The sequence below is a fragment of the Acinetobacter variabilis genome, from assembly GCF_000369625.1.
In the GTDB taxonomy this organism is placed as follows: domain Bacteria; phylum Pseudomonadota; class Gammaproteobacteria; order Pseudomonadales; family Moraxellaceae; genus Acinetobacter; species Acinetobacter variabilis.
In genome coordinates this window covers 1,246,572-1,264,628 of sequence record NZ_KB850113.1, presented here as the reverse complement: position 1 = coordinate 1,264,628, position 18,057 = coordinate 1,246,572, and the positions used below count along the sequence as shown (strand labels likewise).

16 protein-coding genes are annotated in these 18,057 nt (G+C 40.8%); 8 read left to right on the top strand and 8 right to left on the bottom strand.

Going from position 1 to position 18,057, the window contains the following annotated elements:
• Positions 1–425: 425 nt before the first annotated feature.
• Entirely contained in the window at positions 426–1,868 is a 1,443-nt protein-coding gene (locus tag F897_RS11745) for an aldehyde dehydrogenase family protein (RefSeq protein WP_005236108.1), read from the top strand.
• Positions 1,869–1,960: 92 nt separating this feature from the next.
• Positions 1,961–2,623 (top strand): SOS response-associated peptidase family protein, encoded by a 663-nt coding sequence (locus F897_RS11740; RefSeq protein ID WP_005236106.1) that lies wholly within the window; start codon positions 1,961–1,963, stop codon positions 2,621–2,623.
• Between the two features lie 82 nt (positions 2,624–2,705).
• Here the strand turns inward: F897_RS11740 and F897_RS11735 are convergent, their stop codons facing one another.
• Positions 2,706–3,170, bottom strand: a complete 465-nt coding sequence (locus F897_RS11735) for a MarR family winged helix-turn-helix transcriptional regulator (protein ID WP_005236095.1) — start codon at positions 3,168–3,170, stop codon at positions 2,706–2,708.
• A gap of 962 nt (positions 3,171–4,132) precedes the next feature.
• Between F897_RS11735 and F897_RS11730 the strand changes: the two genes are divergently transcribed.
• Positions 4,133–5,656, top strand: a complete 1,524-nt coding sequence (locus F897_RS11730) for a TerC family protein (protein WP_005236093.1) — start codon at positions 4,133–4,135, stop codon at positions 5,654–5,656.
• 303 nt (positions 5,657–5,959) lie between these two features.
• Here F897_RS11730 and F897_RS11725 read toward each other — a convergent pair whose 3' ends face one another.
• From F897_RS11725 to F897_RS11710, 4 genes are all read right to left on the bottom strand, one after another.
• Entirely contained in the window at positions 5,960–6,706 is a 747-nt protein-coding gene (locus F897_RS11725) for an IS5 family transposase (protein ID WP_005236091.1), read from the bottom strand.
• Positions 6,707–6,992: 286 nt separating this feature from the next.
• Positions 6,993–7,826, bottom strand: a complete 834-nt coding sequence (thiM, locus tag F897_RS11720; protein ID WP_005236088.1) for a hydroxyethylthiazole kinase — start codon at positions 7,824–7,826, stop codon at positions 6,993–6,995.
• A gap of 39 nt (positions 7,827–7,865) precedes the next feature.
• Complete coding sequence (locus F897_RS11715; RefSeq protein ID WP_005236086.1) at positions 7,866–9,026, bottom strand: hypothetical protein; 1,161 nt, start codon at positions 9,024–9,026, stop codon at positions 7,866–7,868.
• A 168-nt stretch (positions 9,027–9,194) separates the two neighbouring features.
• Positions 9,195–9,452 (bottom strand): hypothetical protein, encoded by a 258-nt coding sequence (locus F897_RS11710; protein WP_005236083.1) that lies wholly within the window; start codon positions 9,450–9,452, stop codon positions 9,195–9,197.
• Between the two features lie 680 nt (positions 9,453–10,132).
• Here F897_RS11710 and pepN point away from each other — a divergent pair.
• Entirely contained in the window at positions 10,133–12,742 is a 2,610-nt protein-coding gene (gene pepN, locus F897_RS11705; protein ID WP_005236081.1) for an aminopeptidase N, read from the top strand.
• 209 nt (positions 12,743–12,951) lie between these two features.
• The gene (locus tag F897_RS11700; protein ID WP_005236079.1) at positions 12,952–13,161 is read left to right on the top strand and encodes a hypothetical protein; all 210 of its coding nucleotides are present in this window, start codon (positions 12,952–12,954) and stop codon (positions 13,159–13,161) included.
• Between the two features lie 36 nt (positions 13,162–13,197).
• Here F897_RS11700 and F897_RS11695 read toward each other — a convergent pair whose 3' ends face one another.
• Together F897_RS11695 and F897_RS11690 are read right to left on the bottom strand one after the other, a co-directional pair.
• Entirely contained in the window at positions 13,198–13,644 is a 447-nt protein-coding gene (locus F897_RS11695) for a universal stress protein (RefSeq protein WP_005236077.1), read from the bottom strand.
• A gap of 125 nt (positions 13,645–13,769) precedes the next feature.
• Positions 13,770–14,213 carry a universal stress protein gene (locus F897_RS11690; RefSeq protein ID WP_005236076.1) on the bottom strand — a complete coding sequence of 148 codons (444 nt, stop codon included), beginning with the start codon at positions 14,211–14,213 and terminating at the stop codon, positions 13,770–13,772.
• A 275-nt stretch (positions 14,214–14,488) separates the two neighbouring features.
• Here F897_RS11690 and F897_RS11685 point away from each other — a divergent pair, with 275 nt between their 5' ends.
• The 3 genes from F897_RS11685 (at position 14,489) to F897_RS11675 (ending at position 16,763) form a co-directional block, all read left to right on the top strand.
• A complete protein-coding gene (locus tag F897_RS11685) occupies positions 14,489–15,487 on the top strand; it encodes an alpha/beta hydrolase (RefSeq protein ID WP_034581187.1) in 999 nt (332 codons plus the stop codon).
• A gap of 110 nt (positions 15,488–15,597) precedes the next feature.
• The gene (locus F897_RS11680) at positions 15,598–16,344 is read left to right on the top strand and encodes an IS5 family transposase (protein WP_005236074.1); all 747 of its coding nucleotides are present in this window, start codon (positions 15,598–15,600) and stop codon (positions 16,342–16,344) included.
• Positions 16,345–16,418: 74 nt separating this feature from the next.
• Entirely contained in the window at positions 16,419–16,763 is a 345-nt protein-coding gene (locus tag F897_RS11675; protein WP_005236073.1) for an SMR family transporter, read from the top strand.
• A gap of 36 nt (positions 16,764–16,799) precedes the next feature.
• Here F897_RS11675 and F897_RS11670 read toward each other — a convergent pair whose 3' ends face one another.
• Complete coding sequence (locus F897_RS11670; protein ID WP_005236072.1) at positions 16,800–17,975, bottom strand: benzoate/H(+) symporter BenE family transporter; 1,176 nt, start codon at positions 17,973–17,975, stop codon at positions 16,800–16,802.
• Between the last annotated feature and the right edge of the window lie 82 nt (positions 17,976–18,057).

Here is an 18,057-nt window from a genome sequence, read left to right as displayed (position 1 = left end):
ATTGCTCTTAAAAAAGATCTAAGGATAAAAATGTATTTCTGGAATGTAAATTAACTGACGGAACACCTAAAACAGAACAATGTCATAGAACAAAATTTTAATAATAATTATTTGTTAAACAGTAGCTTTATATTTGCCAATCGCTATTCGTATGAGCGTTTACAGCTCCTCATGCTGGATAGCTGTAGAGCTTTGGATAATGACGTTGAAGACTCAATTTAATTCTCAATTTTTAACTTCTAAGAATCGTATTTGGGCTGACGTACTGGAAGATTTATACAGCAAAGAATGAGATTCATGGATCAATAATTTTCATTCACTTAGAAAGCTCAAGATAAAAGCGTAACAATTCGTCGCTGTCACTTCCATCCTGAAATGGCTCTGCTAAAGTAAAAGCAAATCAATAAATTGCAGGGAAGAACAGCATGGCATATCAAAATTTGGATCAGCAGTTTATTGCGGGTCAGTGGCAACCCGGCCGTTCTCAGAAAATGATTCAGAATTTGAATCCCTACACCCAAGATACGATCTTTACTTTACAGGCGGCTAGTACTGCAGATGTTGATGCGGCTTATGCGGCAGCTGATAAAGCTTTCCAGCAGGGTATCATTAAATCAGTTGAGTTAAGACAGCAAATCTTGCAAAAACTACAACAGGTAATTCAGGCACGTCAGGATAAAATTATTGAATGGTTGATTCTTGAGTCTGGAAGTACCCGTTTTAAAGCTGGTCTGGAAGTTGGCGCTGCTCTATCTATTATTCAGGAAAGCCAGAAATTTCCAGAGCAGATCAAGACTGAACAGCTGGAGAGCAAAGATCCACAACGTAAAAGTCTGGTACTACGAAAACCCTTGGGTGTGATTGGCATCATTAGTCCATGGAATTTTCCATTTCATTTATCCATGCGTTCTGTAGCAACAGCGATTGCCTGTGGAAATAGTGTGGTACTCAAGCCAGCAAGTGATACGCCGGTAACAGGTGGAACCCTATTAGGAAAGCTGTTTGAAGAAGCTGGCTTACCTGCAGGTGTGCTCAATGTGGTTTCAGGGGCAGGCAGTGAAATTGGTGATTATTTTGTCGAGCACCCAATTCCAAAAATGATCTCATTCACGGGTTCTACAGAAGTCGGACAGAAAGTAGGAAGCAAAGCCTTAGCCAGCCCTCGAATTAAACGTCTGGCGCTGGAACTGGGCGGAAATGCGCCACTGGTGATTCTGGATGATGCAGACCTTGATCTGGCAGTAGAGTTGACAATTATGGGACGCTTTATGCATCAGGGGCAAATCTGTATGAGCACTAATCGCGTCATTGTCGATGCGTCCATCCATGATGCCTATGTGGAAAAGCTTTTAGAACGGGTGAAAACTGTTGCTGTGGGTGATCCAAATCTGGAAGAGACCATTATTGGTCCGATCATCAATCAGAGTCAGGTCAAAAAACATCAGCAGATTATTCAAAGTGCAAAAGAGCAGGGTGCAGAGCTAGTATATGAAGGGGGTATAGAAGGTAATCTGGTCTATCCACATATCTTTACTGGGGTAGCACCTGAATCTCCACTGGCTCAGGAAGAAAGTTTTGGACCGATTCTACCAATACTGAAAGCTCGTGATGAAACACATGCCTTAAAGCTGGCCAATGATACCCGTTTTGGCTTATCCAGTGCGGTTTGTACCTCGAATATTGAACGTGGTATTAATTTTACGGAACAGCTTGATATCGGTATGACCCATATCAATAGTATTAGTGTGGCAGATCAGGCTAATGCACCGTTTGGGGGCGAGAAAAACTCTGGACTTGGACGTTTTAATGGACGCTGGATTTTTGAGGAATTCACCCGTACTCACTGGCTGACTGTACCCAATGAATAATATTAAATGATAGAAACTTATCCATAATACATACAGGTTTAAGCTTGGCATCAAGCTATAATCAGAATATCAAGTGATCTGTCTGATTAAGCATGTGTGCCAACTTTAAGCCTTTAACTTCGCAGCAAATACATGATCTGGGCTTGCCGGAAATTCCCTTTGAATATCCGGAAGAAGTCTATCCGAATTATGCTACACCCTTGTTATTTCAATCTGATCAAGGTCTGGAATGGCGCTCGGTTAACTTTGGCTTTATTCCCAAATGGGCAGAGGATAAAACGATTGGGACAAAAACCTACAATGCCAGAAATGAAACTTTGCTGCAAAAACCAACCTTTGCAGAGGCGACAGCCAAATGCAAGTTTGGGGTGATTCCCGTCTCGGAATTTTATGAGTCAAAGTATTTTGATAATAAACCACAGCGCTGGGGCGTCAGACGTAAAGATGGAAAGGCGACCTTTATTGCGGCACTGTATGAAATTGCACGGGTGCAGGATGAAATCGTACGTTCAGCCAGTATGATTACGATGGATGCAATAGACCATCTCATGATGAAAGAGTTTCATGAGCCGGGAAATATTAAACGTTCAGTCATTGTGATTCCACATGAACGTTTACATGAATGGCTGAATCTCACGCAACCGGATATTCGCAGCTTTGTACAGGGATTTCCAGTAGAGGAGTTCGAATGTTCACATGTACCAAAAGAAAGAATCAAAAAAGCCAGTCCACAGCTGAACTTTTTTGATTCCTAAAACCTAGAAAGCAATGGCGGATCGTTAATTATTATAAAAGGTGTTATTGATCTCGCCAGCTAAATTCAAAATTGAAAAATACTTAACGAGCCAAATTTTTAAAGATATGGCGTAAGCTTTCCATAGTTTTTTCAATTTGTAATGGGGTTAGCCCTTCAAATGACTGTTCCAGTACAACATTGGTCAGGTCATTAATTTTATGTGTCATTTCCATTCCTTTTTCAGTCAGCACGACACGGGTAATACGAGCATCGTCTTCACAGGAATAGGTTTCAACCAGACCTTCATCTTTTAAGCGATAAACGATCTTGGTGGTTGTCGACATTTTAGATACGACCATTTCTGACAGGTCAGAAACGCTGGCATGTGGTTTGGCTTTAAGAGCAAGCAAAATACGGCGACGTGAATTATCGACACCATACTTTTTAAGTGCATGATCTACATTTAGGACATATTGGGCATGAACTTGAGTCACCCAGTAGTATGGAAAGTTTTCTAAATTAAAGTGTTCTGCACAAGGTAAAAATTTTGCATATTTTTTAGTCATGAAATGTTCCTTTTATTTATTTTTCTAGGGCACTGACATTTTATGTAAAAGTTTATACATGTTTCAACCTTTATTTTTAAAATGTTAACGAGATTGCATTTGTTAGATCTTCTTAACATCAAAAAAATCAGGTGATTTATGTGTTGTAGATCAATCGGGGCAAATTGTAACTGTCTTTATCCAGATGAATGGCATTGATATGACATGCAAATCTTAAGACTCCAGGTTAAATTTAGAGTCTGAATAAGAACTAGATTGGCAAACCATATGGATAAATGGCCGACCTGCGCATATCTTACTTTTGGTGAGTATGCGGAAATAAAATTCAAAATCGATGCTGTTTAAATGAATGTTCTGATACATTTTTTAATCTGTAGCACGATGCAGATCCAGATTTTTCAGATCTGATCGAAAGCTAGAGCGAGTACATTTAAGTTGGTCACTCATCGAATAAAACCGTTTTGGATGAGAAACTTATGCATCTTTTTGATCCTACGACTAACTATTCATAACGTGTATGAACTATTTTAATAAAAAAATCCATATTTAAAATATGTCTTTAGATAAGTGGATTTAAGGGACGTAGCAGGATAGTGGATCATTCAATATTTTATGATGTATGAAGAGATATGAATATTAAGAGAAACAGTAATTTATATCTCAGGCTTCTATCAGATAGATTTAATGGGCTTAGGGTCAAAAAGAAGCCTAAATTTTCTTTAATTTGTAATGAGTTATGTAGAACATAACAGATTCAGGCCAATGATTTGAAAATTAAAAGATTTTAGAATGAGGAGAGGCAAAGCGGTGTAACAGTTTTTCATAAATTTTATTGTTCAAAAATCATAAGTTTATGCATAATAGATACATCTTAAGTCGAAAAGGTTAAATTAAATGGATCCCTCGCCGTGCGTTGATCTTCCATATTCGTTGCTTACATACTCAAACGGGATGGTGTTCTAATGGAATTTTTATTAGATCCCGGAATTTGGGTTGGTTTAATTACTCTTATTATTCTCGAAATCGTTTTAGGTATTGATAACCTAGTCTTTATTGCCATTCTGGCTGAGAAACTTCCCCCTGAACAGCGTGATAAGGCCCGTGTGATTGGTCTATCCTTAGCCTTGTTGATGCGTTTAGGTCTACTGTTCGCAATCTCTTGGTTAGTCACCTTGACTCAACCGCTTATTCAATTATTTAACTGGACCTTCTCCGGACGGGATTTGATTCTGCTCTTTGGTGGTTTATTCCTGCTCTATAAAGCCGTTACCGAACTTCATGAAAAAATTGAAGGCAAGCCTGAAATACAGGTCACGACCAAGGTGGCATATGCGGGCTTTACAGCCGTTGTGGTTCAGATTGTCATTTTGGATGCTGTATTCTCATTAGACTCAGTGATTACCGCCGTAGGTATGGTCGATAATATCTATGTCATGATGGCAGCCATGATTATCGCGATGGCCGTGATGTTACTGGCGTCTAAACCATTGACCAACTTTGTGAATCGTCATCCGACAGTTGTGATTCTATGTTTGAGCTTCCTGTTACTGATCGGGATCAGCCTGATGGCAGAAGGTTTCGGTTTCCATATTCCGAAAGGCTATATCTACTCTGGTATTGGTGTTGCAATTGCAGTTGAAGCCTTTAACCAGTTTAGTCAGCGCAATGCTGCGAAACATGAAGCCAAGATTCCGCTGCGTCATCGTACCGCTAACAGTATTCTTCAACTGATGGGTGCTAAGCTTGAAACCACCAGTACCACTCAGCATGAAGCACAGGAAACCTTTGCGGATGAAGAACGCTATATGATTGGCGGAGTATTGACCCTGGCAGAGCGTTCTGTAGCATCGATCATGACCCCACGAAGCCAGATTTCCTGGGTCGATCTGGAGGATGGTGCGGAACAGATCCGTGAAAAAATCCTTTCTGTACCCCACAGCCTGTTTCCGGTTTGCCGGGGCAGTTTGGATAAGGTGATTACCATCGTTCGTGCCAAAGAACTGTTAGATGTACTGGATGAACCGCAAGAATTAAAAGCTTTAATCAAGCATCACCGCCCTATCTATATCTTTGAAAGAATGAAGGTGATTGACGCGATTAATACCTTGCGCACATCAAAAGGCTCTCTGGTACTGGTCAGTGATGAATTTGGTCATGTACAAGGTCTGATTTCACCGCTAGACGTGTTTGAGGCAATTGCCGGTGAATTCCCAGATGCCGATGAGCAGCTGGATCTGGTCAAAGTTGATGATACACACTGGATTGCGTCCGGTATGCTGGATCTGTACCAGTTAGAACTTGAGCTCGGTATGCTGGATCTGATTGATGAAGATGCAGGCTATATCAGTGTTGCTGGTCTGATTCTGGATAAAACCAATAGTGTGGTCGAGGTAGGTACTGAACTGAACTACCAAGGTGTTCAATTCAAGGTGATGGAAATCGAAAATAACCGGATTAAATCGGTGAGTATCCATTATCAGGGTTAATCGCCTGTCTTTATTATTTTTTTGAGTCAGTTGCTTAAGGGCAACTGACTTTTTTATTGAATATTCTTTATGACTTAGATATTAATGCTCACCTAAGCTTATTCTTGAGGCTAAATGGAGTATTGAATATTTTGAAAGCCAAGAATGAGTAATAGGTTTTACTGGCTTAGAAGTAAGAAATCTTAATGAAGTATTAAATTGCAGACATGCTTTATTTAGAATTATTAAATAAATTTAAATAAAGTTTAAAAATAAGTGTGAATTTGACTAGGGTCTGTTGACATTTACTGTTCATAATTAAACCTATAAAGGTAGCCATAAAAATATACAGGCTAAGGCAACAGCACTTTGATGATTTCTTTTGAGCTTGTCATATCGAGTAGCTATTCCTCTAAATTGCTTTAATCTACAAAACATATTTTCAACTAAATGCCTGATTTTATATAAATACCAGTCCATATGATCATTGTTCGATTGGCTATTTATTTTCTTTGGTATATTCGCTTTTGTCCCTGTTTTTCTGATCTGTTCACGCAGTGGTTCTGAATCATAGCCTTTATCTGCGCATACCACTTTTGTCTCTTTTAAGTCTAATGTTGATATTAAATCAGGTGCAACTTTGACATCATGTGTGGTTCCATCGGTAATCATGAAATCAACAGGATTGCCATTTGCATCAACAATCAAATGTATTTTTGAGGAGTTTCCTCCTACACTTTTAGAAATGGATTGATTCGCTATACCGGCAGAATGTTGATGAGCACGTACGTGAGAGCCATCAATAAAAATCCACTCCATATCGGGGCATGATGCTAATAATTTGAATAATCTAAGCAACTTACCACTGCTTGACCAACGATTAAAACGTTTGAAAATAGAGTTTGATTGACCGAAATAGGAAGGAATATCTCGCCACGGACAGCCTGTTCTAATTCTATAGAGAATAGCTTCAATAAAATTACGTAAGTTTGAGTTGTGATGAATAGATAAATTACGCAAAATAGTTTTCAACTTTTGCCAGTGTTGATCTGTCAGCATGGTACGAGGCATAGCGAATAGTAAAATTGGGTTTGGCGATTTGATTTTACTACTTCGCTATTTTTTAAGCTAAAAGTGTCAACACACCCTAATTGGTAAAATATGTATTTCACGTAATCTTGAAAGATATTAGTCAAGTTCGAGATACAAAAGCTCATCCAAAGCTTACACAATACTGAGCTTGAGCGCTTGAAAAATTATTTTTGCCAGATTAAGGCTGAATTTAATTATCTAAAAAATAAGTTGAATAGTGTAATAGGGTGTTCCATGTGTTCATTATAAAACACCCGACTGATGCTTAATCTGCCAAAATCCGAAAGTCTGCATATTGACGGATCGTTTCTATGTTCAATTGATGAATCTCATCGATAAATGCAGCATTAAAATGACCTAAGGTTGCTGCTTTGGCAAAAGCCAATTGACCGGCGATTGCAAAATGTACATGAGCAGAGAGTGCTGCGATCGCAGAAGAACTGACTGCACTATAAGCTGCAATCAGTGCGCCTAGGGCACATCCAGTTGCTGTGACGCGCGGCTGTAAATATGAACCGCCTAAAACCTGAATCACCGGATAATCTCTGGAAATGATGTAATCAGACTCACCTGAAATAGCAATACATTCACATTGTTCAAGTAAGGACTGCGCCTGTAGATAAACTTCTGAGCTATCAACAGTGCTATTGACGCCTTTAGACTCGATATTCTTTCCAGCCAAAGCACCAATTTCTGAAGCATTCCCCCGTAAAATTGTGGGTTGATAGGTCATGAGCTGATCAACAACACCTGAACGCCAATGCAGTACATTTCCATAACCAACAGGATCTAGTACCCATGACTTTTGGATACTGTGTGCTGTTTTAGCAGCGATCTGCATCGCCTCGACCTGTTCGGTAGTCGGCGTTCCCAAATTTAAACTGAGTGCTCCAGCAATTTTGACAAAGCTCTCTGCTTCAAAAGGATTATCAATCATAGCGGGCGAAGCATTCGCAGCCAGCAAGATATTGGCCACATAGTTGCTGGCCACCGCATTGGTCATCACATGCACCAATGGTTGCTGCTCTTGAAGCAATGACCAGGCTTCACAGATCTGATCGAGAAGAGTATTTTGTAATTGTTGCACGGAAGTATTCATCATCCTGATCTTTCAAATATGAATAGAGCTGCTAAATTCTTAGCGGGTAAAATAATGGTCTTGATGTTTGCAGTTACGGCATAACAGGCTGACATAATCGCTGGCATCATATTCAACAGTAAGCTCTTGTGAGCCGCAATGCATACAGCGTTTTTGTGAATAAAATTTCAGGCGTGGTTCAATCTTCTGCCATGAACGCCAGATCGGCTGGAAGAAAATATTTTCATCATAACCAAGAAAGCGGAAAAACAGAATGCTGCTCATTTTGCTCAAAGGCAATTGTGGTGGACGAGGCAGAATTGAGGTTTCCCATTTTTCATTCACTGAACGTTCCCGATATTGCTGTAGGGTCTTTTTCAGTAAATTGGTATTAATGAAATTTTCATTTCGTGGTTTTAAAGCTTTCTGCTGATACAGATATTCGAGGGCCGATTGCACGAGATAATAAATCTGTCCCACAGCCAAAACATCGAGCAGGCGATAGCAGAAAGCCTGAAAACTTTGATTGCCCGCAATCTGGATACCCCAGCTACGGCAATAGAACTGTGCGAATTGAATGACTTCCTGATACAGTAGACAATACAATGCATCTTTGACTTCATCCGCACTTTTAAAAGGCACGCCTTTACTCAGATTTTCATAGAACCAGAAACGCAACTGCTGGGTAATACTGAACAGGCTTGGCTCAGAATAGCCATCCAGACGTACATTAATATAGTACTGCTGATTCTCTTGTTGAATATCTCTAGGAATTAGAATCTGATCTTTCAGCAGATTTTTGACCAGACCATGCTGATACAGGTAATTCGGGCTGATGGAATAATATTTAATGGCATGCCAGTCAATATATTCCTGATGCTGGCTATGTTCCTGAACCTGTTCATCCAGAATCGAGAGCAGAAACAGTTTGCTAATAAAGCTGAGCTGATTAAGCTCATATTCATGCCGATCCTGCTTTTTATAAATTTTCCGGTTTTCCTGTAAACGGACTTCTTTCAGCATACGTTTACGCTGAGCCAGACACTGATCGCAATAACAGTTATGTTTCTGGTCGGTATAGAGCTGATGCTGGCAGTGGCTGCATTCATGATAAGTAATGTCCTGATCATACTGTTCTGCCTCGATCCAGTACATGGAGGCCTTACATAGCGGGCACTGCGTACTTTCATCAAGCTGTTTTTGCAGAACGTTGAATACCATGATTGCGCACAACTCCAGAATAAAGAGAAACTGCGATTATACACAGCTCATCAAAGTCACGCGTCATTTGAGAATATTTTAATGCAGCAGATTTCAGGAGGAGAGAGCCTTTCAACAAACAGAGCTACCGAAGTAGCCCTGTATTCAAGAAAACTGGATCATCGTTTTTTAAACGGGGCAGGGTAATGTTTCGTCTTCCTCTCCTTGATGTTTCGCTTGAATCAACGCCTGCACTTTTTTGGATGGAACCTTTTTGCCACCGAGTGCATCATAAGTATTCAGAATCGCACTGACCTCATGCGCTTGTAGCTGAACGCCTTCAGAACTCATAAACAGGGCAATGACTTTATGATCAATATTGGCCTGATCCAGAACCTGAAGTGTTTTAAGATTTTCAATCCGTACCACATGCTGTTTTAAATACATAGCTCACCTCAATTTCTTTGTTGTCGTTATTCTTGGAGTCTTTGCGCTTGGAGAAAACACACTTAAACTGTAGCAAAAACCATGCTCATTTTTTAATCAGTATTTCGGAATTGCTATTAATCCTAAATTATATATTTTTAAATCAAATAGATAAGAAAATGTGAAAAAATATGATATTGGCTGAAAACTTGGCATATATCTTTCTTTAAATCCTGCCGTTGCTGTTGGGTGAGACAAAATGCATTCAAACTGGTGCATGTCATTTGTGCATTTAAAGTGAAATTCGGAACGCAGATTAACCAGAACCTAATCTTTTAGAAGCCAGATTTTGCAGTGCCCAGCATCTAAATTGGATAAGGTTGTTCTTAACTCAGGCAGTAAATTTTAATATTGGAATAATACTTTGCATATGCAGGAAACATGCATAGAGGAATCATATAGTGCAGATGAGGGCTTTTTTTATTCTATCTTTAAGTTGTTTTAGAGAGGGGGATTTTAGATATCGGGCAAATATAAGGCGATTGTCGTATATTTTGATGTAGCTCAATTGAAAAGATTAGTAATTATTCCCATATACAATACAAATGAAACGCACAGACAGGTTCAAGATCAAGGCGTATGATCAATACATTGACAATCTTTTGCCTTAGAAGCTGTGCAATAAAGGATCAGGACATTATATGAATATCGCGGCGAATCCGGTGATCGAAGCAGATCAAACCATTTATTTAAAAGACTATCAAAAACCTTCTTTTGTTGTAGATTCAATCGACCTGAATATTCAAGTCTATGACGATCATACGCTGGTCAGCAGCAAACTGGAGATGCAGCGTCAAACAGCAGGTGATCTGGTATTGCTTGGTCGTGACCTCGAACTGCAATCGATCCAGTTAAATGGTCAGCCACTAAATGCATCAGATTATATTCTGGATACTGAGCAACTGGTGATTAGCAATGCTCCAGATCAGGCGACCATTGAAACAGTCGTCAAGATTCATCCAGAAAGCAATACCATGCTGGAAGGTCTGTATCAGGCCAGTTCAGATCTGTTCGTAACTCAGAACGAACCGGAAGGTTTCCGTAAAATTACGTTCTATCCAGACCGCCCAGATGTATTGTCTGTATTTACCACTCGTGTCGAAGCTGACAAAAAGTATCCAGTTCTACTGGCTAACGGTAACCTGATTGAGACGGGTGAAGTGGATGAAAACCGTCACTATGCACTTTGGCAAGATCCAACCAAAAAGCCGAGCTATTTATTTGCCTGCGTCATTGGGGATCTGGCAGTAATGAAAGATCGCTATACCACATCAGAGGGTCGTGATGTGGCACTGGAAATCTATGCCGAGGAAAAAGATATTCCAAAATGCAAAATTGCGATGGAAGCGTTGAAACATTCCATGCGTTGGGATGAAGAGCATTATGGTCTGCCATACGACCTCGATAATTACATGATCGTAGCAACTAGCGCATTTAACATGGGTGCGATGGAAAACAAAGGTCTGAATATCTTCAATACCTCATGCGTATTGGCTGATGAAGAATATACAACAGATGCTGCCATCATGCGTGTACAGTCCGTAATTGCCCATGAATATTTCCATAACTGGACGGGTAACCGGATTACTTGTCGTGACTGGTTCCAGCTGTGTCTGAAAGAAGGTTTGACTGTATTCCGTGATCAGTCTTTCTCGGAAGATCTACAGTCTGCTGCGGTACAGCGTATTGATGATGTTGCAGTCCTGAAAGCGCATCAGTTCCCGGAAGATTCTGGCCCTTTATCGCATCCACCGCGTCCGGATCATTTTGTAGAAATTAATAACTTCTATACTGCGACCGTGTATGAAAAAGGTGCGGAAATTAACCGTATGATGGCGACTTTACTCGGTAAAGAAAAATTCCGTCAAGGTACAGATGAGTATTTCCGCCGTCATGATGGTCAGGCCGTAACCGTTGAAGACTGGGTAGCTGCATTGACCGCCGGTTCTGGTGTGGATCTATCAAACTTCCTGACTTGGTATAACCAGCCAGGTACACCGAAACTGGTCGCAAAAGGTGAGTATGATGCAGATGCACAAACTTATCGTCTTAGCTTTAAGCAAAGCCTGAAAGCTCATCCGAAATATCCGAATCTGAAAGCTGTTTCGATTCCAGTGGCTTTGGCCTTGTTTGATGCGAATACCGGTGAGCAGCTGAGCCTGAACTCTGACGCCTTATTTGAAAATGGCGTCAAAGATGGGGTGTATCTGTTTGATCAGGATGAAGCGACCATCGAGTTTAGCGGTGTAACCAGCAAGCCGGTGGTTTCTTTATTGCGTAACTTCTCTGCACCCGTTGATCTTCATTTTGATTACTCTGAACAAGAACTGGCGTTCCTGTTGCAATATGAAACCAATGGTTTTAACCAGTGGCAGGCGACCCAGACTTTATTAGAACGCATTCTGCTGGATGATCAACCTTCTGAAATTTATATCGAGGCAATGCTAAATACCTTGCCTGATCTGATTCAGAAAGATCCGCTATTGGCTTCCCGTCTGTTTGATGTACCGGCTGAAGGTTACCTGGGTAGCCGTATTGATACAGACTACAATCCGGCCATGATCCAGGAAAAACGTGATGCCTTGCTGCATAAATTGGCACGTGCCTTTGGAGCAACAGCTAAAGAAATCTATCTGAGTCTGGATCCTGAGCTACAGTCAGATTTCTCTCAGGCGATGGGTGTGCGTGCACTGAAAAATATCATGTTGATGCTGATTGCACGTCAAGGTGATGAAAGTGCATTTGCTCTGGCAGAGCAGCAATACCAAAACACAGGCAATATGTCTGAACGTTTAGGTGCCTTGCGTGTATTGGTATGGAATGATGCACCTCAAGCCAAAGCATTCCTGGATGATTTCTATAACCGCTTTAAAGATGAAGCACTGGCACTGGATCAATGGTTCATGCTGCAAGCAGCTCATCCAAAAGCGACTGCAGAAACAATTAAAGCACTCACTGAGCATGCGGATTATGACTTGAAAGTGCCAAACCGTATCCGTGCGGTGAGTGGCGGTTTGAATGCCAATCCGGTCAATACCTGGAGCTTTGGTGTACAGCATTATATCGAGCTGGCGAAATATCTGGATCAGAAAAACCCGATTGTCGGTTCACGTCTGCTTCAGGTGCTTTCACGCTGGTATACACTGATTGAACCACAACGCAGTGAAGTTAAAGCACAACTTGAAGCTTTAAAACCACAGGTGAAATCGAAAAATGTCTCTGAGACATTGAACAGCATGTTAAGCGTATAAGATCATTATGTAAAAAGCCGGATCATCTGATCCGGCTTTTTATTATTTACTTATTTTAAATGGTGAATTTAAACACATTTAAAATCCTATAATGCGAAATCAGCCACATAAAAGGTTTACAGTAAGAGGCTAGACAGGAAAGTAAAACTATACTTTTCTATTAAACATGAAGAAATCTTCAAATTGATATACTAGAGGTCTTATTCAAGATGTTGGTGAAAATCGAAGATGGTTTTTATTTAAATACTCGGCATATTATTGCGGTCCATGTCAGCAGAAATGCTGCGACTGGTCTGTTTGAAATTTCCCTTCAATATACACCGTATTCTATTCAGCAAGCTGGAGAATACAAAAAAGTATTTAATAGCCAGCTGGATGCTGAACTCTTCCTGAACGAACTGAATCAAAAAGTTCGCTAAAAAAAGCCTGCATAGCAGGCTTTTTTGTTGTCTGTCTTACGATCTCACAATCAATACCGGAATCTCGGACTGGGAAAGGACATTCTGTGCCACGCTGCCCAGCATCAGTTTTTGCAAACCTTTGCGGCCATGTGATCCCATGATAATCAGATCGGTCGGAACTTCCTGCGCTGCCTGAAGAATTCCTTCAGAAGGTGCCATACCATGAATGATTTTGGTCGTGACTTGTGTACCATCATGCACAAAATTTTCCTTGATCTCATTTAAAAGATCCAGTGCATGTTGTTCTGCCTGCATGAAATAGTCAGTGACTGCGGGAGCAACCTTATAAAAGTCCACGCCTTTAAATGGATCTACGGCAATAATACTGACCAATGTCACCTTACTACTAAAAGCTTTGGCCAGCTCACGGGCATGTTCAGCTGCAGCATAGGACATCGAGGATTCATCGAGTGCGACAAGAATATGTTCATAGTTTTGCATGGTGCCTCCTCATTTTTAGAATATGCAGTGAAATGGTCATTTAGAAAATGGAGGTTCACTGTAGAAGGGTTCAGACAGAAACACTGCCTGAAAAAATTGCGCACCTTGAAGATGCGCAAATCAGGTTATTTTTTAACGATTAACACCGGAATTTGACTGGCGCCCAAAACATCTTGTGCAAAGCTGCCCAGAATCATTTTCTGGAAGCCTTTACGACCGTGTGAACCCATGACGATCAGATCGGCTTGGGTTTCCTCTGCAGTCTCAGCAATATGTTCGGCATTCACCAGACCAGTCACAATGCGGGAATCTGCTTCTATACCTTCACTGTCTGCAATTGCAGTGGCTTCTTTTAGGGCATTTTTTGCATTGGCATGAGCCTGAGCAAAATACTCTTTCATGATGGTTGAACTGTAGTAGAAGTCAGCTTCGGTAAAAGGGTCTTCTGCAATCAGGCTGATTAGGGAAAGTTTACTGCCAAATGCCTTGGCAATTTTGGCTGCATGTCGAACTGCAGAAAAGGAAATATCTGAACCGTCTACTGGGACTAAAATATGTTGGTAAGCCATGATTTTTCTCCGCATGTTGTGTGTCTTTTACGCTCTGATTTATTGATAGCACAGTGCAACCAAGGGTGCAATTGCAAAAAGCTGAAAAATGGAAAAAATCTTTAAATTACAGATATTTTTCACATGAAAGCAGAGATTTGATTAAAGAAAAAACAGAGCGAAAAACTAGGAATTCAGGTTTTATTGATCAAAAATAACAGAATAAATGACGCTGTTTTTCTGGGGATGGTTTAAACTGCCTAGGCTTATTTTTGGGCTGATCTATGGGGAAGGTTTTGAGGTTTTTTGCCATTCATTTATTGCTGCTCTGTTCAATCATTTTGGCAGGCTGTCAAAATACTGTACAGAATAGCCGGGTCATTGCGAGTGCTTTTAATTTGACCACAGGGATGCAGCAAAAGGTGATGGATCGCTATTCACCAGGTTCGGTCATCGTGCATCAGAATATTGTCTATGAACCGCAGCAAAAACTATCTCTGGATCTGTATCAACCACAAAATATCGAAAATATCGGCCCTCAACCAACTATTGTGTGGATTCATGGTGGTGGCTGGATTTCCGGTTCCAAAGAACATGCTCGGGGTTATTTTAAACTTCTGGCTGCGCAAGGTTATAACGTGGTATCGGTTCAATATCAGTTTGCACCTCAAGCGATTTATCCAAGTCAGTTACATCAGATTGATCAGGCTTTAGAGTTTATTACTCAACATGCAGCCGAATACCAGATTGATGCCCAGAATTTATATCTGGCCGGAGATTCTGCCGGGGCGAATATGGCCAGCCATTATGCTGCGCTTCTAACAAATCCTGACTTCGCCAAACAATCTGATTTTCAGCCTTATCTGCAACCCTCTCAGCTTAAAGGTCTGATTCTGCACTGTGGTATTTATGACCTGGAGTCATTTGCCAGTACTGCACCTGATGAAATGAAGATCGTAGAGTGGGGGGTATATAGCCTGATTCAGGCCTATACAGGGGATCGTAAAAATGATGCCGAGTTTCTCAAACGTATTTCTCCAATCCAGTATATTACGCCGTCGTATCCGCCAGTATTCATTAGCGGGGGCAACAAGGACTTTCTGACTGATACCCAATCCTTGCCTTTTATCAAAGCTCTAAAAGCGCAGCAGGTTCCAGTAACAGAAGTTTTTTATCCCGAATCTAAAGCCTGGCTGATTCATGAATATCAGTTCTTTATGGGTAAGAAAGAAAGTCAGCAGACTTTTATCAAGACGCTGGATTTTTTACATCAGCTTTCGCCCCTCAATATATAGTTATAAATAATTTATTTCTTAAGACTATAACTAGGGTGTGTTGACACTTTTAGCTTAAAAAATAGCAAAGTAGTAAAATCAAATCGCCAAACCCAATTTTACTATTCGCTATGCCTCGTACCATGCTGACAGATCAACACTGGCAAAAGTTGAAAACTATTTTGCGTAATTTATCCATTCATCACAACTCAAATTTACGTAATTTTATTGAAGCTATTCTCTATAGAATTAGAACAGGCTGTCCGGGGCGAGATATTCCTTCCTATTTCGGTCAATCAAACTCTATTTTCAAACGTTTTAATCGTTGGTCAAGCAGTGGTAAGTTGCTTAGATTATTCAAATTATTAGCATCATGCCCCGATATGGAGTGGATTTTTATTGATGGCTCTCACGTACGTGCTCATCAACATTCTGCCGGTATAGCGAATCAATCCATTTCTAAAAGTGTAGGAGGAAACTCCTCAAAAATACATTTGATTGTTGATGCAAATGGCAATCCTGTTGATTTCATGATTACCGATGGAACCACACATGACGTCAAAGTTGCACCTGATTTAATATCAACATTAGACTTAAAAGAGACAAAAGTGGTCTGCGCAGATAAAGACTATGATTCAGAACCACTGCGTGAACAGATCAGAAAAACAGGGACAAAAGCGAATATACCAAAAAAAATAAATAGCCAATCGAACAATGATCATATGGACTGGTATTTATATAAAATCAGGCATTTAGTTGAAAATATGTTTTGTAGATTAAAGCAATTTAGAGGAATAGCTACCCGATATGACAAGCTCAAAAGAAATTATCAAAGTGCTGTTGCCTTAGCCTGTATATTTTTATGGCTACCTTTATAGGTTTAATTATGAACAGTAAATGTCAACAAACCCTAAGCTTTGGTTTAGGAAAGACAGATTTGGAGGATGAATAAATGAACCCTGCAACTTGGGCATATCTTTTGTTGGGTTTGGCTATAATTGCCGAAGTCACTGGCTCTACATTTCTGGTGAAATCTGAAGGCTTTACCCGTTTGTGGCCTTCTTTAGCGGTGGTCGTTTTATTTTGTATCGCCTTTTATTTGCTGTCTCAGGTGATCAAGGTGATTCCTTTAGGCATTGCTTATGCGATCTGGGCCGGAGTCGGGATCATTCTCACGGCCATTGTCGGTTATATTGTATTTAAGCAGGCGTTGGATCTTCCTGCTTTTATTGGTATTGCCCTGATTATTTCCGGTGTGGTGGTCATTAATCTGTTTTCTCAAGCAGCGGGGCATTAAAACCGATAGCTATAAGTTATCTCTATTTTCATGAATTTAAGCCAGCTGAGGTTTAAGCTTAAATAGTAAATAAACCATCAAGCCAAGCAGTAGGCCCCAGAAAGCAGAACCAATGCCGAAAAACTGGATATTGGATGCACTGAACAGAAAGGTCATCAGTGCGGCTTCCCGGTCATGAGTGTCCTGAAAAGCCACTGCAATGTTGTGGCTAATGGTGCCAAACAGGGCAATGCCGGCCAGAACCGTAATGAGAATACCCGGAAAAGCCATCAATAAGCTGGTCAGGGTCGCAGCGAAGAAACCCATCAGAATATAAAACAGACCACAGCTCATACCTGCGATATAACGCTTAGCTGGATCAGGATGTGCCTGTGCATCCAGACTGACTGCTGCACTAATTGCAGCAAGATTAACACTGAAACAGCCAAAGGGAGCGAGTAGTGCCTGAGTGAGGCCCGTCCAGCCTAAAATCGAATTTACCTTGGGTGGATAGTCATAACTTTTAATTACAGCCAGGCCTGGTAAATATTGCGATGCCAGATTAATCACCATCAGCGGAAGAGCCAGTCCTAAAATAGCTTGCAGGCTAAATTCTGGTGTGGTCCATACAGGCTGGGCGATGCTCCAGTTCAAATGTGGAAGCGTAAAATCGATAAAGAACGGACAGAGCGTAATTGCCATTAAGACGGTAATGACAATGCTATAACGGGTACTGAGCTTTTTGGAAATGAGATAGATGGCCAGTACTGTAAGCACAAAGCCCCAAGATTGTTGCAGGCTGCCAAATACCGAAATACCAAATTTCAGCAAGACACCAGCCAGCATGGCGCTGGTCAGACTTTGCGGAATAAACTGAAAAATCCGGTCAAATATTCCGAAAAATCCCAGACAGGCAATCAGGATGCCACAAATCAGAAAAGCGCCAATCGCTTCGGCCAGACTGTAATGGCCTGCGGAGGCAATAATTAATGCCAGACCGGCTGTCGACCAGGCGGTGGAAATCGGATAACGATATTTCCAGGAAAGCAGCAAGCCGGAAACTCCAATACCTATACCGAGTGCCCATAACCAGGAACTGATTTGCGCTGCATTTGCACCCAGGCTTTGCGCTGCTTCAATGACCAGTACGGCGGATACGCTGATCCCAATCATGCAGGTAATAAAACCCGCCATGATGGCAGGAAAGGAGAGATCTTGTAAAAGTTTATGCATCATCCATGACACTATTTTTAAATGCGTTTAAATCATACGCTTTTCATATATAAACACAATGTTTTTAACAATTTTAGAAAGA

What these genes read in the sequence shown, in the direction of transcription:
- F897_RS11700 (WP_005236079.1), top strand. Translation starts at nt 12,952, where the DNA reads ATGTTGGTGAAAATCGAAGATGGTTTTTATTTAAATACTCGGCATATT.
- F897_RS11725 (WP_005236091.1), bottom strand. Translation starts at nt 6,706, where the DNA reads ATGCCTCGTACCATGCTGACAGATCAACACTGGCAAAAGTTGAAAACT.
- F897_RS11695 (WP_005236077.1), bottom strand. Translation starts at nt 13,644, where the DNA reads ATGCAAAACTATGAACATATTCTTGTCGCACTCGATGAATCCTCGATG.
- F897_RS11715 (WP_005236086.1), bottom strand. Translation starts at nt 9,026, where the DNA reads ATGGTATTCAACGTTCTGCAAAAACAGCTTGATGAAAGTACGCAGTGC.
- F897_RS11740 (WP_005236106.1), top strand. Translation starts at nt 1,961, where the DNA reads ATGTGTGCCAACTTTAAGCCTTTAACTTCGCAGCAAATACATGATCTG.
- F897_RS11745 (WP_005236108.1), top strand. Translation starts at nt 426, where the DNA reads ATGGCATATCAAAATTTGGATCAGCAGTTTATTGCGGGTCAGTGGCAA.
- F897_RS11675 (WP_005236073.1), top strand. Translation starts at nt 16,419, where the DNA reads ATGAACCCTGCAACTTGGGCATATCTTTTGTTGGGTTTGGCTATAATT.
- pepN (WP_005236081.1), top strand. Translation starts at nt 10,133, where the DNA reads ATGAATATCGCGGCGAATCCGGTGATCGAAGCAGATCAAACCATTTAT.
- F897_RS11710 (WP_005236083.1), bottom strand. Translation starts at nt 9,452, where the DNA reads ATGTATTTAAAACAGCATGTGGTACGGATTGAAAATCTTAAAACACTT.
- F897_RS11735 (WP_005236095.1), bottom strand. Translation starts at nt 3,170, where the DNA reads ATGACTAAAAAATATGCAAAATTTTTACCTTGTGCAGAACACTTTAAT.
- F897_RS11690 (WP_005236076.1), bottom strand. Translation starts at nt 14,213, where the DNA reads ATGGCTTACCAACATATTTTAGTCCCAGTAGACGGTTCAGATATTTCC.
- F897_RS11670 (WP_005236072.1), bottom strand. Translation starts at nt 17,975, where the DNA reads ATGCATAAACTTTTACAAGATCTCTCCTTTCCTGCCATCATGGCGGGT.
- F897_RS11680 (WP_005236074.1), top strand. Translation starts at nt 15,598, where the DNA reads ATGCCTCGTACCATGCTGACAGATCAACACTGGCAAAAGTTGAAAACT.
- thiM (WP_005236088.1), bottom strand. Translation starts at nt 7,826, where the DNA reads ATGAATACTTCCGTGCAACAATTACAAAATACTCTTCTCGATCAGATC.
- F897_RS11730 (WP_005236093.1), top strand. Translation starts at nt 4,133, where the DNA reads ATGGAATTTTTATTAGATCCCGGAATTTGGGTTGGTTTAATTACTCTT.